The following is a 17,027-nucleotide window of genomic DNA, read 5'->3' as shown; positions in this document are numbered from 1 at the left end:
GCACAGAGCCCGGCCCACGCCTTTAAGCGACCTTGTTCAAGTCACCTGTCTGCCGGTAGGCGTCCAGCAGTTGCAGGCGCCGCGCCTCAGCTTGCTTCATATTGCTTTCTTTAATATGGCCGAAGCCCCGGATGTCTTCGGGGAGCCTGGCCAATTCAATGGCTGCAGCCAGATTCTGGTCTGTCAGGCTGTTGAGCAGTTCGTCGACAAACTGGAAATAGTCATCTATCAGTTTGCGCTCCTGGCGTCTTTCATGTGTTTTACCGAAGATGTCGAGCGCGGTGCCGCGCAATCCTTTCATGCGTGCCAGCAGCTTGAAGACCGACATTACCCAAGGTCCGTATTGCTGCTTGATGAGCTCGCCTCGCTCATTTTTTTTGGCTAACAAAGGGGGGGCCAGGTGAAAGTGCAGCTGGTAATCCTTGCCTGGCTCACCCTCGAACTGTGCCCTGAGCTTATCGGTGAATGCGGGATCAATATACAGTCGCGCAACTTCATACTCGTCTTTGTAAGCCATAAGTTTGGCCAGATTCCGGGCCACCGCTTGGGTCAGATGCATGCCCCGCGCGGTGGGTAGTGCAGCTTCGCGTACGCGAATTTTGTCTATCGCCTCGCGATAACGGTCTGCATACGCAGCGTTCTGGTAGTCGGTGAGCCAGCGTGTATTGCGCTCGATGGTGTTGTCCAGTGTTTCGGGTAGTTTGAGTACCCGGGCAGGGGCTTGTGCTGGCATGATCACTTGCTCACCCAGGTGGGCTGCTGCACGGCCCCATTCGAATGCGGCCAGATTTTTTTCTATCATTATCCCGTTGAGCTCGATTGCGCGGGTCAGGCTTTCGTGCGAAAGAGGTATCCAGCCTTTTTGCCATGCGTAACCCAGCAACAGCGGATTGGCATAGATGGCATCGCCCATCAGCTGGACAGCAAGCTGGTTGGCATCGAGAAAGTCGCAATGAGTGCCGATGGCTGTGGTCAGTTCGCCCTCGATCGCAGCCTCGGGGTATTGCCAGTTGGCATTCTTGATGATGGCGGCCGTGGGAACATTGGCCTTGTTGACGACCGCGGCGCTCACATTTTTCTGTGCCCGGGAGAGTACGTCGGCCGAACTCGTTACGATGGCATCGCAGCCTATGATCAGCGCGGCCTCGCCAGTAGCGATGCGGGTAGCGTGGATGTCTTTGGGTTCGTTGGCAATCTGGACGTGGCTGAGTACGGCACCGCCTTTCTGGGCCAGGCCTGCCATATCGAGTACGGTGACGCCTTTTTGTTCCAGGTGTGCCGCCATACCCAGTAGCCCACCAATGGTGACCACGCCCGTACCGCCTATGCCGGTAATCAGGATGCCGTAACTGCCTTCAATGGCGGGCAGGGCAGGCAGCGGCAGCGAGGTATCTTGCACTTGGCTGTCTGCCGTAGACGACGGCTTGGGTTTCTTGACTTGTGCACCCTCGGCCGTGATGAAGCTGGGACAAAAGCCATTCAGACAGGAAAAGTCTTTGTTGCAGGACGATTGGTTGATCTTGCGTTTGCTGCCTTTTGCCGTATTGACTGGCTCCACCGACAAGCAATTGGACTTGGCTGAGCAGTCGCCACAACCCTCACAGACTTCATCGTTGATGAAAACACGACGGGCGGGATCGGGGTAGGTGCCGCGTTTGCGGCGCCGGCGCTTTTCGGTGGCACAGGTCTGGTCGTAGACCAGCACTGTGGTGCCCTCGATGTCACGCAGTTCGCGCTGTACGCGATCGAGCTCGTCGCGATGGTACACGGGTGGATTGCCCACCAGCGCCACACCTTTATATTTTTCGGGTTCATCGGTCACGACGACGACCTTGCGTGCGCCTTCGGCGTGAACCTGCGCGATCACATCGGTGACCTTAAGCACGCCATCAACAGGCTGGCCGCCTGTCATGGCCACGGCGTCGTTATACAAAATCTTGTAAGTAATGTTGGCATTGGCAGCGATCGCTGCCCGAATGGCCAATATGCCCGAATGGAAGTAAGTGCCGTCGCCCAGGTTGGCAAACACATGCTTCTCGGTGGTGAACGATTTTTGGCCTATCCACGCTGCGCCTTCGCCGCCCATATGGCTGAAGGTTTCAGTGTTGCGATCCATCCAGATCGTCATGTAGTGGCAACCTATGCCGGCCAGCGCACGTGAGCCTTCGGGCACTCGGGTCGAGGTGTTATGCGGGCATCCCGAACAGAACCATGGTTTGCGATCGGTTGATACCTGGGCCTGAGCCATTTCGCGCTCTTTTGCGTCGATAACGGCAATGCGCGCGGTGATGCGGGTGCGTAGCTCTGCAGGCAAATCGGCTTTTTCCAGCCTGCGGGCAATTGCGCGAGCGATCAAGGCCGGAGAGAGTTCTCCGCGTGCGGGCAGCAACCATTGGCCGCGTGGTACAGACCATTCTCCGCCCGCATTGTCTTTTTCGTTGAACTTGCCATAAACCTTGGGACGTACGTCGTCACGCCAGTTGTAGAGTTCTTCCTTGAGCGCATACTCAAGTATCTGGCGCTTTTCCTCTACCACCAGGATTTCTTCCAGACCTGTGGCGAACTCGCGTGCATCCTGTGCGTTCAGGGGCCAGACACAGCCGACCTTCATGAGGCGGATGCCCGCCTGGGCACAGGCGGTTTCATCGAGCCCCAGATCAGCCAGTGCCTGTCGGGTGTCCAGGTAAGCCTTGCCGGCGGCCATGATGCCAAAGCGGGGGCGAGGTGAGTCGATGACCACCTGGTTCAGTTTGTTGGCTCGGGTATAGGCTAGTGCCGCGTACCACTTATAGTCCATCAGACGGGCTTCCTGCTCGAGCGGAGGGTCAGGCCAGCGTATGCTCAAGCCCTCGGGCGGCAGTGTGAAATCGTCGGGTATGACGATGCGGGTGCGATCGGGATCGATATCGACCGATGCCGTCGACTCGACGATCTCGGTGACGCATTTCATGGCCACCCACAGGCCCGAGTATCGGCTCATGGCCCAGCCATGCAGGCCGTAATCCAGATATTCCTGGACATTGGCAGGATACAGAACGGGTATGCCTGCCGACAACAAGTCGTGCTCGGATTGATGTGCCACGGTAGATGACTTGGCACCATGGTCGTCGCCAGCCAGAACCAATACGCCGCCGTGTCTGGAGGTGCCTGCAGAATTGGCGTGCTTGAAGACGTCCATCGAGCGGTCTACCCCGGGACCTTTGCCATACCACATGCCAAAAACCCCTTCGTGTGTGGCGTCAGGGTAGAGTGTGACCTGCTGGGTGCCCCAGATGGAGGTGGCAGCCAAGTCTTCGTTCAGGCCGGGTTGAAAGACGATTTCGTGGTCTTGCAGGTGTTGCTTGGCTTTCCATAAGGCCTGGTCGAGCGCGCCCAGTGGGGAGCCCCGGTAGCCGGAAATAAAGCCGGCGGTGTTCAGCCCGACGCTCTGATCCCGTGCCTTTTGCAGCATGGGTAAGCGTACTAGTGCCTGGGTGCCGCTCATGTAAGCGCGGCCACGCTCCAGCGTGTATTTATCGTCGAGCGAGACGGAAGCAAGTTTCGATAACGCGGCCTGACTCAAGGGGGCGTTCATTGGGGTAGTCTCCTGTGGTGTTTCTTTGTTGCTACCCCTAAGTGTATGCACTTCCTGTCTAAGGCACCAGAGCTATCCCCACGCGCACCTGTCCGGAACTTCTTTGGTTGTAGCCCAGCAGGGTTTCACCATAGCCTTCGAAATACTGGACATGGAGATAGCCATTCATATTTAGGAAGGTTCGCCTCAAGGGCCAGGCCGCTTCAATCTGGGTAGTGTTGTGGCCATTGCTGCCGTGGCGATACATACCCGTCAGGACCAGGCCGTTATCCTGGGCATAGCGCAGTCGCCAGTCTATATTGCCGGCATAATCCCTATAGTCGGCATTTTCATCCTCGACCCCAAAATAGCCTTTGATGCGAGGCGCGAAGGTCAGCGTGCTGCCGCCGTCGAAACGGTAGTTCAGTTCGGGCTGTATATAGCCATAGTTCAAAGACCGGGAGTCTTCGTCGTTTTTGCCATTGGACTCGTGCTGAACACCGGTGGCCAGCCCCACAAACCAATTTTTCTGAGGTGATTGCCACAAGGCGCCTTTGTGCCAGAACAGGCTGGGTTTGAATGAGGTATCGACAAAGGGGAGAGAGTCTGACTCGAGATCCCACAGGGCAGTTTGGGTATAGCCCAAGTAAAGGTTGTCGAAAAAGCCTGGATCTTCAGGATTATTGGGTGTGAACAGGCGATATTTGAAGCTCACCTGGAAGCGGGCGTTATTGCCGTGCTTGGTGCCGACGTCAAAGTAAATAGGCTCGTAAGCCGAAAAGGCGCTGCGGAATTTCTCGAACTCCGAATGGGTGTTGCTGGCCAGCTGGTGAGTGGAGTTCACCGATGGGCCTTGCTCAACGGAAGCGCCGGCTGCGGCAACGACGTTTTCGGGCAATGGGGGATCGTGACGGGCTCCATCGTCGGCGGCGCCTGCATCAATGACGGGTACAGCGGCCGGGGTGCCTGCGATCAGGCTATTCTCGCGTGGGCTGGTGTCCAACGCAAGGAGGATGGGCTCGCCTTCAATGTTGACGGCTTGCAAGCCTTCAGCTTCAGTAGGTACCACCGCTCGCCAGGACAATTTGACGAAATTGTTGACTGGCACGTTGATGGCAGCGGGCGTGCCATCGAGGTAAGCCATGCTGCGTATGGTTTGATCTCTTTCGTTACGCCACTGCAAAACCAGGTTCTTGGGAGAACGCCATTCTATGGCGTTCTCGGTGTCGTTGAACAGCACCGCCTGAATGTTGATCGTCTCGCCGGGAACGGCGTGCGATTGCTTTAATGTGTAGGTGATGCCAGCGGATGCCGTCGAGGCCAGGAGCAGTACGCCAAGTAGGGTAAAGAAGAGGAACAGAGTGCGGGGATTGCGAAGTAGCAGTGCCATAACTGGTCGGCGTTGGTGGGAAGACGAAAGAGACTGTAGCATTCGTCGGGAATGTTTGCGCTACCTAATGTAAAATGCGGGCCTCACGCTGATTAGCGACGCGGCAGTAGCTCAGCTGGATAGAGCACGGGCCTTCTAAGCCCGGGGTCGGGGGTTCGAGACCCTCCTGCCGCGCCATTATTTTTTTGCTGGTTTTTCGGCCACCGGAAGCCCTGCTTCCTTCCATGCCTTGAAGCCGCCCTCAATATGGCTTACGCGAGGCAGGCCCATGTCGGCCAGTGCCGCCGTAGCCAGGCTTGAGCGCCACGCCGAAGCGCAGTACAGCACGAACTCTTTGTCCTCGGCAAAAATAGGCTTGTGGTAGGGGCTTTCTGGGTCTACCCAGAATTCCAGCATGCCGCGTGGTGCATGGAAAGCGTTTGGGATAAGGCCTTCACGCTCAAGCTCACGTACATCGCGAATATCCACGAAAACAGTGTCGGGGCTGCCCAGCTTGGCCTTGGCTTCGTCGAGCGATAACGTGGTGATCCGTTCGCGGGCTTCACGGATGAGATCTTTGATTCCTTTAGTGACTGGCATGTTGTTTCCTTCGGATGGTCGTTGTGACAAGACTCGATGAATCTGTTTTACCTTTACCTATTGGCAGATGTCTGATGCAGTACTCATACGCCACCATACATCATCTTTCTGAATTCTTTCGAAGATCCCAGCCTGCCTGAAAGTTCACTGGCAGCCTTCAACAGAATGCATTCAAAACGCTGGGCATCTACAGTACGCAAACGCTCCGAGGGGCCTGCCAATGTCAGTGCCCCTGCAAAACGATCCTCTACTCCAATGATAGGCAAACTCCACGATGATGTGTAGGGATCACGCACGCCACATGAAAAATAAGGTAGCGGAGCATCTTCAAGTGTTTCGAGCTGAGCCCATTTTTTGAAGACACGGCCCGTGGCAGAGTTGTCAGGGATCATGACGCTACCGGCCAGAACGTTGGGGTGCAGTCCTTCGTGAGGCTGTGCTCGAAAAAGACATAAGCGTGTTCCGGTTTCAGCGCCTTCGACATAATAGGCTGTGCTTTCTCCGGTGTCTGCCGACAACTGTTCGAGTACCGGCATGACTGCGCCTGACAAATCGAAGCTGCGCTGATAGACGCGGCCCAAAAACAGCAGGCGGGGGCCAGGTGAATAGCGGCCATCGTTGCCACGGACTGCGTAGCCACATCGAACCAGTGAGTTCAGGAGACGGAAAATAGTCGTTTTGTGTAGCGGCAGACGTTCTGCAAATTGGGCCAGGCTGAGTTTTTCGTCGCCTGGCTTAAAACAATCGAGTACTGAAAGTGCACGTTCGACCGCGGTAACGCCGTCATTGCTCATTGTTGTATGCCTTGATTTCTGAGATATTTACGATGTGTGTTGTACTGGATACAACGGCATTGTACAAAATTACAATGCCGTTGTTTACTAACCTATTGTCAGAAGAGGGTTCAAAAGCATGTCGTCATCTATCGTTGTAGTGACCGCTCATGTCGGTGATTTTGTATGGCGCTGCGGTGGGGCGATGGCTTTGCATGCCGCACAGGGGCACGACGTGCATCTGGTCTGCCTGAGTTTTGGCGAAAATGGTGAATCGAATCTGGTCTGGAAAGAAGAGGGTGCAACGCTGGATAAGGTCAAGGAAGCTCGACGCCTGGAAGCGCTTGAGGCGGCCAAGATGCTGGGAGCAAGCTCATCAGAGTTTTACGATCTTGGCGACTACCCACTTACCATCACTCCGGAAGTGGTTGATCGCTTGTCGCGTGCTTTCCGACAGCATCAGCCTAGCCTGGTGATCACACATCCCGAGAAAGACCCGTCGAATCTCGATCACTGCCGTACGTTCGAGGCCGTGCTTCTGGCACGCATGAAGGCAATTGCGCCAGGGCATGGAAATGACTTCATCAAACCGCCACAAGTGCTGTGTTTTGAGCCGCATCAGTCAGAGCTATGTGGGTTCAAGCCAAACATGTTGCTCGATATCACCAGCGTTTGGGATCAAAAGAAGGCAGCCATGGAAACCATGCATGCCCAGCGGAATCTTTGGGGTTACTACGAGCGGGTAGGCATGCAGCGTGGGGCGCAAGCCGGCCGGCGTGCCAGTACTGGCCAGTTGTATGGCGAAGCCTACCAAAGCATTTTCCCGTCGGTGCATACATCGTTTATATCCAATTAAATCAGGACAGGTATGACAGAGCTATCAACCCAAGATCTCAACCAGTCTTCTGCCCAGTGGCTGGCCAGTACCTTGCTTGCCGATCGTGGCGCTTGTGTGCTTGACAGCCGGATCAAGCCATTGCGCCGTGACGTTCGCCTGCACGGACGTGCTTTGACCGTATCGGTGCCACAAGGGGACAACCTTGCCATTCACGCTGCCTTGGCCTTGGCCAGGGCCGGAGACGTTCTTGTGATCGACGGCGCGGCGTATACCGAGCGGGCACTGATGGGCGGCATCATGTGCACTCAGGCGCTCAAGGCAGGTATTGCCGGCATAGTCATCGACGGCGCCATTCGTGACGTGACAGAGTTGCGAATGATGGACTTGCCGGTATTCGCAATCGCTGCCGTTCCAGCAGGCCCGGCCAAGAATGGATCAGGCAGTATTTTGCGACCAATCGAATGTGGAGGCGTGTCTATTAATCCTGGCGATTGGATTTTTGGTGACGATGATGGTGTTGTGGCCTACCGGCATAGTGACCGTGAGAGTTTGCTCGATGCGGCTAAAGAAAAGTATGCCGCCGAGCAAAAGCGGCTTGCTGCAATAGCAAGCGGTGTTCTGACACCGCCCTGGCTGCAGGAAGCACTGAGCAAAAGCCCAATAGATGTGGCTGCACGCTCAGATTTTTAATGCCAAGTGAATTTAATTTAGGAGACCTTATGATGAAAATACACAAGATAATCATGGCTGTGGCCTTGTCTTTTACCTCTCTCGGTGCGTTTGCCCAAGCAAGCTACCCTGAGCGCCCGATTCGCATGATTATCCCGTTCGCCGCCGGTGGCCCGGCTGATATGGTTGGTCGAGAAGTTGCGCAGTTGCTGAGCCAGGAGTTGGGGCAGCCTGTTGTTGTGGCAAATGCCGGAGGCGGTCATGGCGTGCCTGCGCTCAACCAATTGCTTGGAGCGCCTGCTGATGGTTATACCTTGCTCATGCCTGCATCGGGCAATATGACAATTCCATCCAAGGCGATGGAAGGCAAGGACGTGCTCAATTTGCTGGACCCAGTCAGTCAGGTAACGCAAAGTCCCCATGTGCTGGTGGTCAGCAAATCGATTCCTGTTACCTCCGTCCAGGAGCTGATCGATTACGCAAAGGCGAACCCCGGTAAGGTCAATTTTGGATCGGCAGGGGTAGGTGGTGTTGCCCATCTTGCCATGGAAATGTTTAAAGATCAGGCAGACGTGGATGTTGTGCACGTGCCGTATCGAGGTACATCGAAAGCTGTTGTCGATCTTGGAGCGGGTCAGATACACGCCCTGTTCAGCAGTATGCCGTCTTTGAAGCCCATGATAGATAGGGGTGTCGTCACACCTATAGGCATGAGCTCGGCAAGCTCAGGCTCCGAGACATCAAAGCTGCCTGTGATTTCCGAAGCAGGCCTGCCGAATCTTGAATATACGACTTGGTATGGTGTTTTCGCCAAGAAAGGCACGCCAGAGGAAATTATTCAAAAGCTGAATAAGGCTGTGCTCAGCGTAGTGGAAAATCCCGAGCTGAACAAGAAGTTTGAGCCTCAGGGTGTTGAGTTCGTGTCAAGTACGCCTGAAGAATTGGCTGCGCTTGTACGCAAGGACAGCGCCAAGTGGCAGAAAATCATTGATGAAGCGGGCATTCAGATCGAATAAAAAGGAGCAGGTGGCTTGAACGCCACCTGCCACACTACTAAAGAATACTTTCTTCCGCCTCTTCGCGCTGCAGATATTCCCGCACGGGCACCTGTGGCTTTTTCTTGCTGGCAAACATGCACTCGTGGTCAATTTGATGCATGTGCTTGCAGCCCGACATCAGCGCGCAATGCTGGAATAGTTCGCTGACCCAGTCAACGAACACGCGCACCTTGGGTGATAAATGCCTGTTGTGCAGGTAGACCACCGAAATTGGTTGAGGCGGCGGAGTCCATTCGGTAAGGATTTCACGCAGTTGGCCGGACTCAAGTAAAGGGGCGACCATATAACGGGGTGGCTGGATCAGGCCAAAGCCCTTGAGGCCGCACTGCACATAGGCTTCTGCATCGTTGACCGATACCTTGCCATTGACCTGTACGTCTATCGGCTTGCCGTCGACCGTAAAGGACCAGTCTATGACTCTTCCGGTGCGCGAAGAAAAATAATGGACAGCATGGTGATTGACAAGGTCTTCAATATTTCTTGGCTCGCCATGTTGCTCCAGATAAGCGGGGGCAGCGCAGGTAATGCCTTCGAATGTGCCGATGCGGCGCGCCACCATGCTGGAGTCTTCCAGTTCGCCGACACGAATGACGCAATCGACGGCGTCTTGCACCATGTCTATGACTCTGTCGCTCATGCCGATGGCCAATTCTATGTCGGGGTAGCGAGTGTGAAAATCACACAAGGCCGGCAAGAGGATCAATCGGCCTATTGATGGTGGTGTGTCTATACGCAGGCGCCCGTTCGGGCCCTGGGTGACGTCCCGAAATGCGGCGTCCATGTCTTCAATGTCGGCCAGAATCTGCACGCAACGCTCGTAGTAGGCGGCACCATCAGGTGTCAGACTCAGGCGGCGCGTTGTTCGGTTCAACAGACGCAGTTTCAGGCTGCGCTCAAGGCTTTGGATGGTGGTCGTGACCGTGGAGCGGGGCAGGCCCATGCTGTCTGCGGCCAGCGTAAAGCTGTTGGCATCGACGACACGAGTAAAAACCTGCATGGCCTGAAATCTGTCCATGGGAATCTCCATTGTTTGTTCTGGACGAATAGTGATAGCGAAAAATAGCTATTTAACTGTTTTTCCAAAAAATGAATAATACATCCTCTTTAGTGTTGTGAACAGCTGCTTGTGATTGCGCCTCACGACCATTTCCCAAAAAAGGATTTTCCATGTTTTTATTCCGTAATCGTTACGCGCTTGGCGTAGTGACCCTGGTGTTGTTGGGTGCTGGAGTGTTCTGGTTTCGTTTGGAGACTGGAGGTGCTGTTGCGGCGCTTGCCCCGCCGCCCAATGAGGCGGTGGCCGTCGACGTTGCGCGGGTAAGTAGCCGCAGTGTCACGGACTGGCGTGAATACTCGGGGCGCCTGGAGGCGGTGGATCAGGTGCAGATACGGCCTTTGGTATCGGGAACGATTACCCAGGTGCATTTCAAGGATGGCAGCCTGGTCCAGGAAGGCGATGTGCTGTTCACCATTGATCCCAGGCCGTATCAGGCCGAGGTGGACAGGGCGCAGGCCGAACTTGCCGCCGCCAAGGCACGCATGGCATATACCGGAGCTGATTTGACCCGTGCGCGCCGCTTGCTGAGCAAAAATGCGATCGCCAAGCGCGATTTCGAACAGAAGCGCAACGCATCGCGTGTTGCCGCCGCCGAAAAGCTGGCGGCAGAGGCCGCAGTGGCAACCGCCAAGCTGGATCTGGAGCACACGCAAATTGTTGCTCCAGTGTCCGGGCGAGTGTCGCGTGCCGAGGTAACCGAAGGCAATATTGTTTCCGCCGGAACTGGCGCGCAGCCCCTGACCACTCTGGTGTCGGTCGACAAGATGTATGCATCGTTCGAAGTCGACGAACAAAGCTTTCTGTCGTTTGTGAGTCCAGCCAGCAACGGAGGGGCCGGGCAAATATCAGTCAATATGGGATTGGGCAATGAGCAGGGATTTCCTCGGGCTGGCGAGGTTGCCTCTATCGACAATCGGCTGGACACCTCATCTGGAACGATACGGCTGCGAGCGGTATTCGACAATTCGGATGGCATGCTGGTGCCCGGCTTATATGCCCGCATCCGGCTGGCCGGGGGGGCGCCGCGCCCCGCCGTGCTAATCAAAGAGAGTGCCATTGGCACCGACCAGAGCAAGCGTTTCGTTGTGGTGGTCGATGAGCAGAACCAGACTTCGTATCGTGAAGTTCAGCTTGGGTCTACTCAAGATGGTTTGCGTGTAGTCGAAGCGGGACTCACGCCGGGCGAGCGTATTGTCGTCAACGGCTTGCAGCGGATTCGGCCAGGTGATGCTGTCACGCCTCATATGTTGCTGGCGGAGGGCGAGGAGCATCTGGCCGATGCGGGCACGGCGGATGACAGCGCACGTGGGCTGAACCAGAAAACTGCATCCTGATCGGAATTTCCATGAATATCTCCAAGTTTTTTATCGATCGCCCGATATTTGCGGGTGTGCTGTCCGTCCTGATCTTGCTGGCCGGCGGCCTGGCAATGATGCAGTTGCCCATCTCGGAATATCCCGAAGTCGTGCCGCCGTCTGTTGTCGTACGGGCTCAGTTTCCGGGCGCCAACCCCAAGGTACTGGCAGAAACCGTGGCGGCGCCGCTCGAAGAGTCGATCAACGGTGTCGAGAATATGCTGTACATGCAGTCTCAGGCCAATAGCGACGGCAACCTTGTGGTGACGGTGAATTTCCATCTGGGTGTCGATCCCGACAAGGCGCAGCAATTGGTGCAGAATCGGGTCACGCAGGCGTTGCCTCGCTTACCCGAAGAGGTGCAGCGGCTGGGCGTGACGACGACCAAATCATCTCCAACACTCACGATGGTCGTGCATCTGATCTCACCCGACCAGACCTATGACACGACTTATCTGCGCAATTACGCAGTACTCCACGTCAAGGACAGGTTGGCCCGCATTCAGGGAGTGGGTGAAGTGCAGGTCTGGGGTGCAGGCGACTACTCCATGCGGGTCTGGCTGGACCCTGGCAAGATGGCGCAACGTAATCTTACGGCGATGGAGGCGGTTGCCGCCATTCGCGAGCAGAACGTCCAGGTGGCTGCCGGCGTGATAGGTGCCTCGCCGACGGCGTCTGACGTGGCCCTGCAACTCTCGGTCAATGCACAGGGACGTTTGCAAACCGAAGAACAATTCAGCGACATCATCTTGAAAACCTCGGCCGATGGCGGCGTTACAAGGTTGGGCGATGTGGCGCGTATAGAGCTGGGGGCGGCGGAATATGGCTTGCGTGCGCTGCTGGATAATCAGCCGGCTGTGGGTATCGCCATCTTGCAATCGCCTGGTTCGAATGCACTGGATATTTCAGACCAGGTACGTGCCGTCATGGATGAGTTGTCGGCCGATTTTCCGGCTTCGCTGGAAAGCCGCATTATGTATGATCCGACGCAGTTCGTCCGGTCCAGCATACACGCGGTGGTCATGACGCTGCTGGAGGCCATTGCCTTGGTGGTGCTGGTGGTCATCGTCTTCTTGCAAACCTGGCGCGCTTCCATCATTCCCTTGCTTGCGGTGCCGGTATCGATTGTTGGTACGTTCGCGTTGTTGCTGGCGTTTGGCTATACGATCAATGCGTTGTCCCTCTTCGGCCTGGTGCTTGCCATAGGCATTGTGGTCGACGACGCCATTGTGGTGGTCGAGAACGTCGAGCGCAATATTGCAGCGGGTTTGTCGCCACGCGAAGCCACTTACCGCGCCATGCGTGAAGTCAGTGGCCCCATTATCGCTATTGCGCTGACATTGGTTGCCGTGTTCGTGCCACTGGCCTTCATGACGGGGCTTAGTGGACAGTTCTTCAAGCAATTTGCCATGACGATCGCGATTTCGACCGTCATTTCCGCCATTAACTCACTGACCTTGTCACCTGCGCTGGCTGCCTTGCTGCTGAAAGGGCACGACGAGAAGCAGGACTGGCTGACCCGGGTCATGAACCGTTATCTGGGTGGTTTCTTCGAGCGCTTCAATCGTTTCTTCAGACGTTCATCAGATCACTATGCGATAGGTGTGGCCGGAGTGATAGGCCGCAAGACTTCGACGCTGGGTGTGTATGTATTGCTGGTGGCGATGACGGTGGGTGTTTCCTATATTGTGCCAGGTGGCTTCGTACCGGCGCAGGACAAACAATACTTGATCAGCTTTGCGCAACTGCCCAGTGGTGCCTCACTGGACCGCAGCGAGGCGGTGATCCGCAAGATGTCTGATATTGCGCTGAAGCAGCCGGGTGTGGAAAGCACTATTGCCTTTCCTGGCCTGTCCATTAACGGATTTACCAACAGCTCGAGTGCCGGCATTGTTTTCGTGACGCTCGATCCCTTCGAGCAACGTCAGGACGACGCGCTGTCGGCAGCCAATATTGCCACGGCCCTCGGCCAGCAATATGCCGGGATCAAGGACTCATTCATTGCTGTGTTTCCGCCGCCGCCCATCATGGGCCTGGGGACAGTTGGTGGGTTCAAGCTGCAACTGGAAGATCGCGCAGCGTTGGGCTATGCGCAATTGGATGCAGTGGCCAAAGAATTCATGGCCAAGGCGGCAGAAGCGCCTGAGCTGGGTCCGGCATTCTCCAGCTACCAGATCAACGTACCGCAACTCGATGTGGAGCTGGACCGCGTCAAGGCCAAGCAGTTGGGTATTCCTGTGGATGAAGTGTTCGATACCATGCAAATATATTTGGGGTCGCTGTACGTCAATGACTTCAATCGGTTTGGGCGCGTATACCAGGTAAGGGCACAGGCGGATGCGCAGTTCCGCTCGCATCCCGAAGATATTCTTCAGCTTGAAACGCGCAGTCGTAACGGACAAATGGTGCCCTTATCAACGCTTGCGTCGGTGAAGCCAAGTTTTGGCCCTGAAATGGTCGTGCGCTACAACGGCTATACCGCTGCTGACATCAATAGCGGTCCGGCGCCGGGTTACTCCTCTGACCAGGCGCAAGCAGCGGCCGAACGCATCGCGCAAGAAGTCATGCCGCGTGGGGTTAAGTTCGAATGGACTGACCTGACTTACCAGCAAATTCTGGCGGGTAATGCGGGTGTATGGGTATTTCCCATTAGCGTATTGCTGGTTTTCCTGGTGCTTGCGGCGCTTTATGAAAGCCTGGTGTTGCCGTTGGCGGTAATTCTGATTGTTCCCATGAGTATTCTGGCGGCGCTGACGGGTGTCTGGTTGACGGGGGGTGACAACAATATCTTCACACAGATAGGCTTGATGGTGCTGGTCGGCCTGGCGTGCAAGAACGCCATTCTGATCGTGGAGTTCGCCCGTGAACTGGAACTACAGGGTATGAGCACGTTGAAGGCTGCTATCGAAGCAAGCCGTCTGCGTCTGCGCCCCATTCTGATGACCTCGATTGCTTTCATCATGGGGGTGGTGCCTTTGGTTATTGCGACGGGAGCAGGCTCGGAAATGCGTCAAGCCATGGGTGTGGCCGTGTTCTTTGGCATGCTCGGCGTCACACTATTCGGACTATTCCTGACTCCGGTGTTTTATGTTGTGCTGCGCCGCCTGGGGCGGCGTTCGCTGCACGCTGCGGCTGCCCACGAAGCGCCAGCCATAGCTGCTCACGAATAAGGGAATGATGATTATGAAAAGATTACGCTTGCATCTCACAAGTCTGGCGATGGCCTTGTTCCTGGCTGGTTGCGCCGTGGGGCCTGACTATCAGCGACCTGACGTCGACATATCCGGTGCCTTCAAGGAAGCGTCGCTGTCGCCTGAAGCGGCCAAACAGTGGAAGATGGCCCAGCCTGCCGAAGCGCTGGCGCGTGGACGCTGGTGGGCGATATTCAATGAGCCTGTTCTGGATAAGCTGGAAGATCAAGCCATGAATGCCAACCAGGATCTCAAGGCGGCAGCAGCTCGGCTGAGGCAGGCCAGGGCGTTGCGCCAGGGGGCGGAGTCGGAGCTGCTGCCGAACCTGGATGCCGGGTTTGGCCCCATGCGGCAGCGTCAGTCCAATGCCGCACAGGGCTTGACGGAAGGGGCGGACAATTCGGCACAAACGCTGTGGCGAGCTCAGGCAGGTGTTTCCTATGAGGTCGATTTATTTGGGCGAATTGCATCCGATGTGGATGCCGCCACAGCGGATGCCGAGCAAAGCGCCGCGCTCTTTCAATCGGTAAGGCTGGCTTTGCAGGCCGATGTGGCCCAGGCTTATTTTCGTATTCGGCGTCTGGACGCCGAAGAGGCTCTGTACCGGCGTACAGTGGAACTGCGCGGCAAAACGCTGGAACTGGTCCAACAACGCTACGACGAGGGCGAGATCGGAGGGCTGGATCTGGCCCGGGCCAAGTCTGCACTTTCATCGGCCAGTTCGCAAGCCTTGGGAATAGAGCGTGAACGGGCTGTGGCCGAGCATGCACTGGCAACGTTACTTGGGAAGACACCGGCACAGTTTGCTCTGGCACACGAACCTTTGGGCCGCGTGTCGGTGGATATTCCAGCCGGTTTGCCGTCTTCGCTGCTGGAGCGTCGCCCTGACATTGCCGCGGCAGAGCGCGCCATGGCCGCAGCCAATGCGCGTGTAGGCGTTGCCAAAGCGGCGTTCTTCCCGCGTCTGACGCTGACAGGCGCTTTTGGCTATGAGTCCGACGAGTTGGGCAGCTTGCTGGAATGGTCCAGTCGTACTTTTCTGCTGGGGCCGCTGGTAGGCACCGTGCTTACGTTACCGATTTTCGATGGTGGGCGCCGCGAGGCCGGTCTGGAACGGGCACGCGCGCGCTATGAGGAAGACGTGGCTGCCTATCGCCAGACTGTGCTGCGCGCTTTCCGCGAAGTTGAGGATGGTTTGTCCAGCCTGCGTATATTGAAGGAGCAGACGACAGTGCAGGACGATGCCGTGCAGCAAGCATCGCGTGCTGCAGAGCTATCACAAATTCAATATCGGGAAGGGTCTGTCAGCTATCTGGATGTGATTGATGCCGATCGTCAAGTGCTCGTGCAACAGCGCGCGTCGTTGGCGCTGGACGGAGAGCGCGCGCAGACCGCAGTGGCCCTGGTTCGCGCTATTGGTGGTGGTTGGAATATTGACGGCCGTGAGCTTGCCAGTCGTTAAGGAGCGTAGGGGCGCGCTGGCAGCGGCCCCGTATGGGCTAGTTGCGAGCGCGCAGCGGTGAATATTCGGCCGCTATCCAGCGATAGCCGTCTCCTTGCTGGCCAACATGGCCTATGCCGGGAAAGGGTAAGTGAGCGCCTGCAATCCAGAGCTTTTCTTGTGTGGCCTGTGCAAGTATTTTTTTGCGTGTGGCAATAGCCTGTTCTTGATTGCTATCGAAGTCTATGGATACCTGCGGATTTGGAAATTGCACCGCATGGCTGTGGATGACATCACCCCATACCAATAATTGCTGGCCTTCGGAGGTAAACATATACCCTTCATGGCCGGGCGTATGGCCAGGCAAGGCAAGCGACGCCACGCCTTCAGCCAGGGTATCGCCGGCTGCAAATTGCTTCAGCTTTCCGGCAGCCTGATAGGGAGCGACCGCCTCTTGTGCGAATTTGAAAAATGGTTGGGCTTCTTTCGGCGCCTTGGCGGCGGTTTCTTTGTCTAGCCAATGAGCGGCTTCGTCCTGGGAAACATAGACTGTCGCATTGGGAAAAGCCATTTTTCCGTCGTTTGTGATGCCGCAAGCATGATCACCATGCAGATGCGTCAGGAAAACTTTATTGACTTGCGCAGGTTCGTATCCCGCAGAGCGCAGGCTGCCGTTCATGGCGCCAAGCGTAGGCCCAAAGCATGCTGCTGCGCCCGCATCGACAAGAATCAGGTCTTTGCCTGTGTTGACCAAATAGCCATTGACTGCGGTTTGTACACCCTCTTTGCTGGTGGGTACAAACAGGCCGGCCAGCATGGCCTGGATATCGCTTTCACTGATGCCGTGCAATAGTGCGGTGGGGAGTGAAACAGCGCCGTCATACAGGGCGGTCACCTGGAAGTTGCCCAATTGCATGTGGTAGTAGCCGGGAACTTGCTGGGTGGATGGGGCGGGAGTTTGGGCGGCGCTCACGTTGGGCAATAAAGCCACACAGGCGGCAGTTGCCGCGAAGAGTCCGATGGAAAGCAGGCGGCGTGCCAATGGCGATGCCCCTGGGATGATGGAAATTTGCATGGCGGCCATCCTGGATATCGTTAAGGATTGCCGATCATGAGCAGAACG

12 protein-coding genes and 1 tRNA gene are annotated in these 17,027 nt (G+C 56.3%); 7 read left to right on the top strand and 6 right to left on the bottom strand.

Annotated features, from left to right (window positions below):
- Nucleotides 1-22: 22 nt before the first annotated feature.
- A complete protein-coding gene (locus tag ERD84_RS14120) occupies nucleotides 23-3,574 on the bottom strand; it encodes an indolepyruvate ferredoxin oxidoreductase family protein (RefSeq protein WP_130040303.1) in 3,552 nt (1,183 codons plus the stop codon).
- A 58-nt stretch (nucleotides 3,575-3,632) separates the two neighbouring features.
- Nucleotides 3,633-4,943 (bottom strand): phospholipase A, encoded by a 1,311-nt coding sequence (locus ERD84_RS14115; protein WP_130040302.1) that lies wholly within the window; start codon nucleotides 4,941-4,943, stop codon nucleotides 3,633-3,635.
- Nucleotides 4,944-5,043: 100 nt separating this feature from the next.
- Here ERD84_RS14115 and ERD84_RS14110 point away from each other — a divergent pair.
- Nucleotides 5,044-5,120, top strand: a tRNA-Arg gene (locus ERD84_RS14110).
- Here ERD84_RS14110 and ERD84_RS14105 read toward each other — a convergent pair.
- Nucleotides 5,121-5,522: a rhodanese-like domain-containing protein gene (locus ERD84_RS14105; protein WP_130040301.1), complete on the bottom strand. Its 402-nt coding sequence runs from the start codon at nucleotides 5,520-5,522 to the stop codon at nucleotides 5,121-5,123.
- Nucleotides 5,523-5,605: 83 nt separating this feature from the next.
- Nucleotides 5,606-6,316 (bottom strand): IclR family transcriptional regulator, encoded by a 711-nt coding sequence (locus ERD84_RS14100; RefSeq protein ID WP_130040300.1) that lies wholly within the window; start codon nucleotides 6,314-6,316, stop codon nucleotides 5,606-5,608.
- A 118-nt stretch (nucleotides 6,317-6,434) separates the two neighbouring features.
- Here ERD84_RS14100 and ERD84_RS14095 point away from each other — a divergent pair, with 118 nt between their 5' ends.
- From ERD84_RS14095 to ERD84_RS14085, 3 genes are read left to right on the top strand one after another with little or no spacing between them, the layout of a single operon-like run.
- On the top strand, nucleotides 6,435-7,151 hold the full coding sequence (locus tag ERD84_RS14095) for a PIG-L deacetylase family protein (protein ID WP_130040299.1): 717 nt from the start codon (nucleotides 6,435-6,437) through the stop codon (nucleotides 7,149-7,151).
- A 12-nt stretch (nucleotides 7,152-7,163) separates the two neighbouring features.
- Nucleotides 7,164-7,823 (top strand): RraA family protein, encoded by a 660-nt coding sequence (locus ERD84_RS14090; RefSeq protein WP_130040298.1) that lies wholly within the window; start codon nucleotides 7,164-7,166, stop codon nucleotides 7,821-7,823.
- A 29-nt stretch (nucleotides 7,824-7,852) separates the two neighbouring features.
- On the top strand, nucleotides 7,853-8,818 hold the full coding sequence (locus ERD84_RS14085) for a Bug family tripartite tricarboxylate transporter substrate binding protein (protein ID WP_245150707.1): 966 nt from the start codon (nucleotides 7,853-7,855) through the stop codon (nucleotides 8,816-8,818).
- A 37-nt stretch (nucleotides 8,819-8,855) separates the two neighbouring features.
- Here ERD84_RS14085 and ERD84_RS14080 read toward each other — a convergent pair whose 3' ends face one another.
- Nucleotides 8,856-9,875 (bottom strand): LysR family transcriptional regulator, encoded by a 1,020-nt coding sequence (locus ERD84_RS14080; RefSeq protein ID WP_130040297.1) that lies wholly within the window; start codon nucleotides 9,873-9,875, stop codon nucleotides 8,856-8,858.
- 152 nt (nucleotides 9,876-10,027) lie between these two features.
- Here ERD84_RS14080 and ERD84_RS14075 point away from each other — a divergent pair, with 152 nt between their 5' ends.
- From ERD84_RS14075 to ERD84_RS14065, 3 genes are read left to right on the top strand one after another with little or no spacing between them, the layout of a single operon-like run.
- On the top strand, nucleotides 10,028-11,251 hold the full coding sequence (locus ERD84_RS14075; protein ID WP_130040296.1) for an efflux RND transporter periplasmic adaptor subunit: 1,224 nt from the start codon (nucleotides 10,028-10,030) through the stop codon (nucleotides 11,249-11,251).
- An 11-nt stretch (nucleotides 11,252-11,262) separates the two neighbouring features.
- Nucleotides 11,263-14,442 carry an efflux RND transporter permease subunit gene (locus ERD84_RS14070; RefSeq protein ID WP_130040295.1) on the top strand — a complete coding sequence of 1,060 codons (3,180 nt, stop codon included), beginning with the start codon at nucleotides 11,263-11,265 and terminating at the stop codon, nucleotides 14,440-14,442.
- A 7-nt stretch (nucleotides 14,443-14,449) separates the two neighbouring features.
- The gene (locus ERD84_RS14065; protein WP_280634406.1) at nucleotides 14,450-15,925 is read left to right on the top strand and encodes an efflux transporter outer membrane subunit; all 1,476 of its coding nucleotides are present in this window, start codon (nucleotides 14,450-14,452) and stop codon (nucleotides 15,923-15,925) included.
- A gap of 37 nt (nucleotides 15,926-15,962) precedes the next feature.
- Here ERD84_RS14065 and ERD84_RS14060 read toward each other — a convergent pair whose 3' ends face one another.
- On the bottom strand, nucleotides 15,963-16,979 hold the full coding sequence (locus tag ERD84_RS14060) for an MBL fold metallo-hydrolase (RefSeq protein ID WP_180001939.1): 1,017 nt from the start codon (nucleotides 16,977-16,979) through the stop codon (nucleotides 15,963-15,965).
- Nucleotides 16,980-17,027 lie beyond the last annotated feature (48 nt).

Origin of the sequence: Pollutimonas harenae, from assembly GCF_004153685.1 — a bacterium.
In the GTDB taxonomy this organism is placed as follows: Bacteria; Pseudomonadota; Gammaproteobacteria; order Burkholderiales; family Burkholderiaceae_B; genus Pusillimonas_C; species Pusillimonas_C harenae.
Note: the sequence above shows the minus strand (reverse complement) of the source record. Positions and strands in the feature narration are given on the sequence as shown.

Excerpts from the sequence above, each read along its gene's own strand:
- ERD84_RS14120 (WP_130040303.1), bottom strand. The coding sequence starts at position 3,574 with ATGAACGCCCCCTTGAGTCAGGCCGCGTTATCGAAACTTGCTTCCGTC.
- ERD84_RS14115 (WP_130040302.1), bottom strand. The coding sequence starts at position 4,943 with ATGGCACTGCTACTTCGCAATCCCCGCACTCTGTTCCTCTTCTTTACC.
- ERD84_RS14105 (WP_130040301.1), bottom strand. The coding sequence starts at position 5,522 with ATGCCAGTCACTAAAGGAATCAAAGATCTCATCCGTGAAGCCCGCGAA.
- ERD84_RS14100 (WP_130040300.1), bottom strand. The coding sequence starts at position 6,316 with ATGAGCAATGACGGCGTTACCGCGGTCGAACGTGCACTTTCAGTACTC.
- ERD84_RS14095 (WP_130040299.1), top strand. The coding sequence starts at position 6,435 with ATGTCGTCATCTATCGTTGTAGTGACCGCTCATGTCGGTGATTTTGTA.
- ERD84_RS14090 (WP_130040298.1), top strand. The coding sequence starts at position 7,164 with ATGACAGAGCTATCAACCCAAGATCTCAACCAGTCTTCTGCCCAGTGG.
- ERD84_RS14085 (WP_245150707.1), top strand. The coding sequence starts at position 7,853 with ATGATGAAAATACACAAGATAATCATGGCTGTGGCCTTGTCTTTTACC.
- ERD84_RS14080 (WP_130040297.1), bottom strand. The coding sequence starts at position 9,875 with ATGGACAGATTTCAGGCCATGCAGGTTTTTACTCGTGTCGTCGATGCC.
- ERD84_RS14075 (WP_130040296.1), top strand. The coding sequence starts at position 10,028 with ATGTTTTTATTCCGTAATCGTTACGCGCTTGGCGTAGTGACCCTGGTG.
- ERD84_RS14070 (WP_130040295.1), top strand. The coding sequence starts at position 11,263 with ATGAATATCTCCAAGTTTTTTATCGATCGCCCGATATTTGCGGGTGTG.
- ERD84_RS14065 (WP_280634406.1), top strand. The coding sequence starts at position 14,450 with ATGATTATGAAAAGATTACGCTTGCATCTCACAAGTCTGGCGATGGCC.
- ERD84_RS14060 (WP_180001939.1), bottom strand. The coding sequence starts at position 16,979 with ATGCAAATTTCCATCATCCCAGGGGCATCGCCATTGGCACGCCGCCTG.